The 6768-nt window shown below is 36.4% G+C and carries 7 protein-coding genes; 2 read left to right on the forward strand and 5 right to left on the reverse strand.

Features of this window, described 5'->3' with window-relative positions; translation table 11 throughout:
- Nucleotides 1-215, forward strand: a 215-nt coding sequence (locus tag QVB70_RS05515; protein ID WP_287584193.1) for a nitroreductase family protein, incomplete at its 5' end; no start/stop codon positions are given.
- Nucleotides 216-500: 285 nt separating this feature from the next.
- Here QVB70_RS05515 and QVB70_RS05520 read toward each other — a convergent pair.
- The 5 genes from QVB70_RS05520 to QVB70_RS05540 form a co-directional block, all read right to left on the reverse strand.
- Nucleotides 501-1382 (reverse strand): hypothetical protein, encoded by an 882-nt coding sequence (locus QVB70_RS05520; RefSeq protein ID WP_287584196.1) that lies wholly within the window; start codon nucleotides 1380-1382, stop codon nucleotides 501-503.
- A gap of 82 nt (nucleotides 1383-1464) precedes the next feature.
- Nucleotides 1465-2865: a TldD/PmbA family protein gene (locus tag QVB70_RS05525; RefSeq protein ID WP_287584197.1), complete on the reverse strand. Its 1401-nt coding sequence runs from the start codon at nucleotides 2863-2865 to the stop codon at nucleotides 1465-1467.
- A gap of 54 nt (nucleotides 2866-2919) precedes the next feature.
- On the reverse strand, nucleotides 2920-3813 hold the full coding sequence (locus tag QVB70_RS05530) for a hypothetical protein (RefSeq protein ID WP_287584199.1): 894 nt from the start codon (nucleotides 3811-3813) through the stop codon (nucleotides 2920-2922).
- 165 nt (nucleotides 3814-3978) lie between these two features.
- Nucleotides 3979-4287, reverse strand: coding sequence for a hypothetical protein (locus QVB70_RS05535; RefSeq protein WP_287584201.1), 309 nt, complete (start codon nucleotides 4285-4287; stop codon nucleotides 3979-3981).
- Between the two features lie 116 nt (nucleotides 4288-4403).
- Nucleotides 4404-5279, reverse strand: a complete 876-nt coding sequence (locus QVB70_RS05540) for a hypothetical protein (protein ID WP_287584203.1) — start codon at nucleotides 5277-5279, stop codon at nucleotides 4404-4406.
- 391 nt (nucleotides 5280-5670) lie between these two features.
- On the opposite strand from QVB70_RS05540, the gene QVB70_RS05545 reads away from it, so the two are divergent.
- Nucleotides 5671-6468, forward strand: a complete 798-nt coding sequence (locus QVB70_RS05545) for a hypothetical protein (RefSeq protein ID WP_287584205.1) — start codon at nucleotides 5671-5673, stop codon at nucleotides 6466-6468.
- Nucleotides 6469-6768: the final 300 nt, after the last annotated feature.

Genomic DNA, 6768 nt, shown 5'->3' on the forward strand with positions numbered 1-6768 from the left:
CGATAGCCCTTCAAAACATGGTGGTTGCAGCTTGGGTTCAAGGAGTGGGGTCATGTTGGATGGGCGCTTTCGATGAAAGAAAACTCAAAGACACGCTAAACCTTCCAGCAGATTCTAGGATAGTAGGTGCGGTTGCGTTTGGAATACCTGATGAAAATCCAAGTCAACCAGCTAAGAAGCCATTAAATGAGATCGTTCATTTCGACAAATGGTAGAACTCTTCACTCTTCAAATCTCACGCACAAGTCATGTCATAACGAAGGCTCTTCTGAGACTCAGGGAGACTTATGAAAGTTAGTTTCTAAATTCTATCGATCGATCTGTAGACCTTAGCAAAATGCGGTAAATCTGAAATGCTTTTCCAGACTCCCGAAACATCAATTACTAGGAATTGCGTAAAATGATGCTTTAATGCAATTCAAATTATGGAGTTTGATTAATACGAATTGATAAAATGCTTTTTTTTGATCAAAATTGCGCATTTAAACTTGAACAGGCATTTAGATCTGCTCTTTTGAGAACTTGTCTAATACTTTAACGATCACGAGGCTATGAAAGAAAGAATCTGCAGTTATTTCTAAGCCATGTGTCACACGAAGAGCTATTGGCCATAGTTGGAGAGGAATAAAACCGGCTATAGCGCCTACACCTGCTAGAATTGCAGTTAAATAGAGGACTAATTTCCATTTCTCAAGCTTAGCCATTGCCATGGGTAAGATGAGGACAAGAACGTAGATTATTCCTCTTGCAATTCCTAAGGGAATCATTACCTCAAAGCCGGGAATTGTAAGCTCAAGTCCTAGGGCTGGGTCAGTATAGTAGGGTACTACTATCGGGCTGACTACCAAACCAAAAGCAAAATAAATTGGGAAATATAATGCACCAGCTATCAACACTCGGAAAATCCACCAAGTCGTTGAGTGTCCAGAGAAGAAATTCTTTAGTTGAGTTATCGCAGAATCTGTATCGTTCAGTGGTGGAAAGAGAAGAGCAATAACCGCAGCCGTTACTATGTGCGTTGCTATCGTGAATGCAAAGTCATAATAGAATACATAGATTGGTGTTGTCGAATAGAAGAGGAGTTCCACAAAATTATTTGCGTAGCCTATAATGAATAAAATCGAAAAGACAAAAATGGATCGTGTAACAAACGGAAAGGTACATCTAATTGAAACAAAGCCAAGAACTAAGGCAAGAATTACTCCAGCTATAACTTCAAGAACAAAGCCTAGTAAAGGATTACCAGGTATAGGCCTGACCTGTAGGAACTGAAACACGAATCGGAAACCATAGATACAAATTGCGTATATAAATCCAATGATTATTGCTTTAACGAAAAAATCTGACAATTTTTCTGGATATTCTAGTATTTTTAATGCCATAATCCAGCCTTCAAATAATACTTAATTTATTTTATATAAGAGTTGATTTCTTTAGTTGTTAATGAGAAGGGACATGATAATATTATTGTAGTCCTCCTACAATAACGTCTTTTACGCGAATATGTGGCCCTCCATCATCTACTGGAACTAATTGACCCCTCTTTCCGCAGTGACCAGGTCCTAGAAGTACTAAATCTTTTCCAACCGCTTCTATGTTCTTTAGTATTTCTAAAGTTGACCCTGATAAAGCAACGTCTCTTAATTGATCTTTTATCTCTCCATTCTCTATGTTCCAACCTTGTTCTGCTTTAAATAGGAATTCGCCAGTTGCAGGATCCACGTGTCCAAATTCAGCGCCTTTCATGTAAATGCCACTTGTTACCCCTTCAATCAATTCTTCAAATGCATAATCTTTAGGTTGAATATAGATACTAGCCATTCGTGCTAGAGGCATCACATGATGTGAGCTTGCTCTCGCACTCCCGTTGGGTGGCAAATTCAATTTTGATGCAGTTTCTAGCGTATGTAGATATTCCTGTAATACTCCTCGGTCCACCAAAACCTTTTGTCTTGCAATAACTCCTTCACTATCAGTCTGGAAAAAACCGAAGCTTCCAGGTATCGTAGGATCATCAATAATTGTCACATTTGGTGATGCAATTTGTTTACCAAGCTTGCCTTCAAGGATAGAAGCGCCCTCAACTACTAAATCGGCTTCTGCGGAATGTCCAAATGCTTCATGCGCGAATAATCCAGTAAGACGGGGATCTAGAATGACGTTAAATTTGCCTGCTGTAGGCGTTTTTGCAGTGAGTTTCGATAATGCTTTTCTAGCAGCGTTTATACTGAACTCTTCAGCGTCAATTTGTTCAATAACTTCAAAACCTTGTGTTTTTCCAACCGTAGAGAAGCCTGTTTCGCGTACGCCCATTTCTTTGGCTGTAACTCTTCCTCTCAGTTGTGTATAAATCCAAGTGCTACTAACATTGCTTCCAAGGGAATTGACAACAAATTCTTGGATAATTGAATCTTGATAGTTGAAATGTGTATTTACTATTCGGGGATCGACTGTCCTAGCGATTTTTTCATATTCGAAGACTCTTTTCGCTTTTTCTTCAAGAGATACATCGTTTGGATGTATTTTAGCTTTAATCACTGTTTTCTTTTTAACAGGTTGAATTGAAGGTAATTTGATTTGTTCATTTGAAGTTTTATTAGTAAGACTCTTTGCGGCTTTATAAGCTACATTTAATGTTTTCAACAATGATTCTTCACTAACTGAGTTGGTGGAAGCATGACTCCAACAGCCATCAGAAGAGAACACACGCACACCAGCGCCTCCGTATGACGAATTTATTAATTTTGATATGCGCCCTGTTTCAACACGGACAGTTGTTGCTTTTTTTTGAAAAACTCGAATATCCATGAAATCAATTTCAGGAAAATTTACCTTATTCAATACTTTTTCTAAAAGATCATCCACAAAAGTCCCCATCCAATAGTTAATTCTACAAAAACCTCAGTTAAAATGAAAAGATCAAATGAGTCCTTTTTCCACAAGAATCCTAAATTCTTCCATTGTCAACTTTTTTCTCTTTTCCTTGAGTTTCTGAACTGCTACTTTCTCTTTTTCCTCTAGCTTTACATCTATGCGTCTTTGCTTTTCTTCCTCTTCCGTTTTCTTCAAATCATTAATTGCTTTTTTTAATATGTCAATTTTTTCATAAATCTTTACGGCTTTTTGATGCTCGTCATCGGCTAGTTTCTTAACTTCAAGAAATTGCTTATACAATTCATCTGCTCTTTTTTCAAATTCCTTAGCTTTTGAGAACAGTTTTTCCATTTGATCGTGATGTTCTTGTGCTTTTTTAGCATAATCTATAACTTTTTGATGAGAATGTTCCAGTTTTGCTTTTATTGCTTCAAGGGAAGCAGCCTCTTCAATTATTTTTGATTGAAACTCATTTATTTTATTTTGAGAGGTCGTTTTTTCTTCTAATTGCGCTTCCAATTTTGCTATCTTCTTAACCAATTCTCTTTCTTTATCTAAACTCATTACCGTCGTTTGAATTATCCATTCTGAATCTTTTAGTTCTCTCATCAATCTTTTTGTAGGAATCTTTGAAGGGCTATTATCCTCGAGTTCATTTCTTCCCTGTTTTAATTCATTCAATCTTTCTCGTGCCTTTTTTATTTCTTCACTTAGCGCCTTCCGCTGTTCTTTATATTCACGGACTTTACTGTTCATCTCATCGCGTTTTTTTTGTTCGTTCTTTGCCTGTTCAATAAATTTCACACGATCTTCACGAAGTTGTTTAGATTCTCTCATCAATTCACGTGTTTTTTGATTATATTGGTCTCTCTTCTTTCTATGTTCATCAACTAGTTTATACTGATCTGCAATTTGAACTTGGAGCTCCACAAAACTCAATAATCCACTTCCAAGTGCTATATGAGAACGATTGTCTGACAATTTATTGTTTTACTTAAATTCTTTACTGAAGAGGATTTCTACATTCAAAAAACAACATCTTAAATCTTGATTTCGGGTTCTGTTGAACCTAAATCCCCAAATGAAAAAAGAAAAAATCAACCTTCACTGCTTCTGGGTTATTCGAATCACTATATCCAGTGGAAACAAGTGTTGACCTGAAAGCAGCAAATCAATGAGTTCAGGTTCAATGTCCTTAGCATAAAACTGTTCAATAATTTCATTTTCTTGCAATTCTGAATCATGAACATTCTTGTGCTGTACAGGTTCTCCTAGAAATTCGCAATGAATCATCCATCCGTCGTCATCTTTCGTAAAAGTTGTTTTAATTTCTTTTTTGATACTATCACGGCATTTTTTCTGAATTTCTTCTGGTAATTCGTCAAAAGGAATATTAACCTCAAGAATTTTCATTTTTCTTTCACCACTTTTCTTTATGAAACTTTGACTTTATGTATACTCCTTCATCTTCGTTTATATCAGATCTTTATGACCCTTTATTGTTTTTTAAAGAGTATACTGTCTGTCAATTAAAAATCGAAAAAGTCTTTTGCTCGAATTTCATACGAATAATGGGATGCTTTTGTTTTGACATTTTGGATGTCGTTTTCAATGATTTCCAAGACCTTTTCACATGTAGATTTTGTTATGACATTCAGCAGACCCCTGTGTTCTGTCGCGTACATTACACGAAAACACATGGCAAATTCTGTGTCTCCTAAGCGTATAATTTTCCAGCCTTCATTTTCATTTGAACCTAGATCAACATTTAGTTCTAATCTACTTTGGAAATGAAAGGGCATTTCACATACTAGCTTGTAGAGAGTTCGACGAATTTTACCTCCATAATCCTTAACAGGCTCCCATGCCTTTACAATTCCGCCATCAATATCAAAAAGGTAAACAGAAGTTATTGTAATCTGCGGTGGAGCAGTATTGTCCAATTTTTCAATAATCTCATTGATTTCTTCCAATTTGTCTTTTGGAAACACCTGAGTAGTCAATATTTGATCTAATTTTTGATGCAATGAATTTTCAATTTTAAATTGCGGTTGCGTTCTATCTGCCTTTCTTACGGTAGAATCCAAAAGCTTGATAATTTTCATAATCTTTTCTTCAGTATAGGGCATATTATCCCAAAAATCACAAAAAAAGCCCCATAACACTTCACCTGTATCAAAAAGTAAAAGATAGTAATCACCAATATCCACTTTATGAACTCTTAGCGTTTCCTTCGATAATTCTTTCGCAAAATCATAGAGTGCTCGAATAAAACGAGGATAATATTCTGAACTATCATATCCTTCTTCTAAGTTTGAGTGTGAGTTTTTCGCCGAAATAACCTTGTCATCATACAATACTGAGCCGAGCCCAGACTCAAACGTTGCTAAAATGAGATGAATCATATCCTTCATCCTTTTTAAAGAACATTTTAATCTTTGAGTAGACATATTGGCTGTAATTAATTAGAGATTCCTTTTCTGAGAGATCACATAAGTGGCGTGTTCCTCAAGATTCTAATGTCATCCTTGTAAAAAAACGTTTCGACCTTAAAAGTCGCATCCTGAAATAACTTCTCTTTTCGATCGTCTTTATTTCGAGAATCCCTTATTCTTTAAAATCCCTTTCTTCCAGCCGAATAAGTTAAAAAACACGTACTTCTTTAATCATCACAAAATATTTGAGGACGTAATGTTTATTAAAGAGGATAGTTATAAATCTGGTATGGGCAAGGATTGTGATAATCCTCACGTTTTCCCGTCTGAATTGATTATATAATCTCTGTGGTTGATAATTATGCTGTCCTCTAAGATAATTCAAGTAACATGCCCGAATTGTGGTGCTAGAGAAGCTCTTGAAATTACTGAAAAAGATATTGAACGTGCATCCCAATCCATGGGGTTAGTTACGAAAACACTTGACCACGGCACTCATATACTACTTCTGTATCTTGATACTGATGGAAATGTACGAAGAGAGAACGTTTTTCCAAAGGATGAAGCCATCAAAATCTCAAAGGATCACAAAACTGCGATCATTGAAGGTGAAGCCTACAAAATAGAAGAAACCGAACTCTCACCTGCATTTTATAAACGATATATGTTGAAAAAACCATGGGCAGAGTTGAAACCACGCGTAGAACACTTTTCAGAAGAAAACAAGAATGTTCTTGAACTCCTTGATAATTCTGCTACTGCAGGAATGATGGCACCAGAAATTGTCGACAAATTGAAAGCACAAGGAATTGAAGCGTCCGTTGGAAAAACCTTCGAACAGCTTGAGTCTTTTAAGAAGATGGGGCACATATCTGAAATAGTAGAAACGGCAGAAGAAATTTCGGCAGAAACATTTACACGTGTTTATGTGCTCAAAAAACCGTGGGCAGAGCTACAAGAAAAAGTAGATCATTTTTCAGAAGAAAATAAAAAAATTCTCGAAATCATTGGCAGTTCCAAAGATGCAGGATATACAATTAATGAGTTAAAAGAAGAATTAAGTCCACATGGCATTGAATCTACTGCTGGAAAGTTATTCGAACAGATCGAAAGTTTCAAGAAAATGGGACATGTCGCTTCTAAGATTAGACCAAAATAGATGCGGACATCTTTTTTTACTAAGAAGTCGGTTATACTCAAATCCAGTCATATTTAAGACCATCCAGCTATCTTGATTTTCTTATATGCGTGAACTACCCCATCCTTTCGGATGAGGCTTCCCGCCGATTAAGTTAAATTTATTTTCTAATTTAAGGCAGCAATTCTACCCTTATAACCTGTGAGCTACCTCGTGCTAAAGCATCGAGGCTTCCTGCTTCAACGACGGACTCGATCCCCTTACGGGTTACGGAGGTCTTATCTCCACAGGCTTAACATCCCTACGCCCCGTAGGTACGGC

It is taken from the genome of Candidatus Borrarchaeum sp., assembly GCF_019058535.1.
In the GTDB taxonomy this organism is placed as follows: Archaea; Asgardarchaeota; Sifarchaeia; order Borrarchaeales; family Borrarchaeaceae; genus Borrarchaeum; species Borrarchaeum weybense.

Coding starts and splice junctions, on each gene's coding strand:
- QVB70_RS05545 (WP_287584205.1), top strand. CDS start 5,671: ATGCTGTCCTCTAAGATAATTCAAGTAACATGCCCGAATTGTGGTGCT.
- QVB70_RS05535 (WP_287584201.1), bottom strand. CDS start 4,287: ATGAAAATTCTTGAGGTTAATATTCCTTTTGACGAATTACCAGAAGAA.
- QVB70_RS05540 (WP_287584203.1), bottom strand. CDS start 5,279: ATGATTCATCTCATTTTAGCAACGTTTGAGTCTGGGCTCGGCTCAGTA.
- QVB70_RS05520 (WP_287584196.1), bottom strand. CDS start 1,382: ATGGCATTAAAAATACTAGAATATCCAGAAAAATTGTCAGATTTTTTC.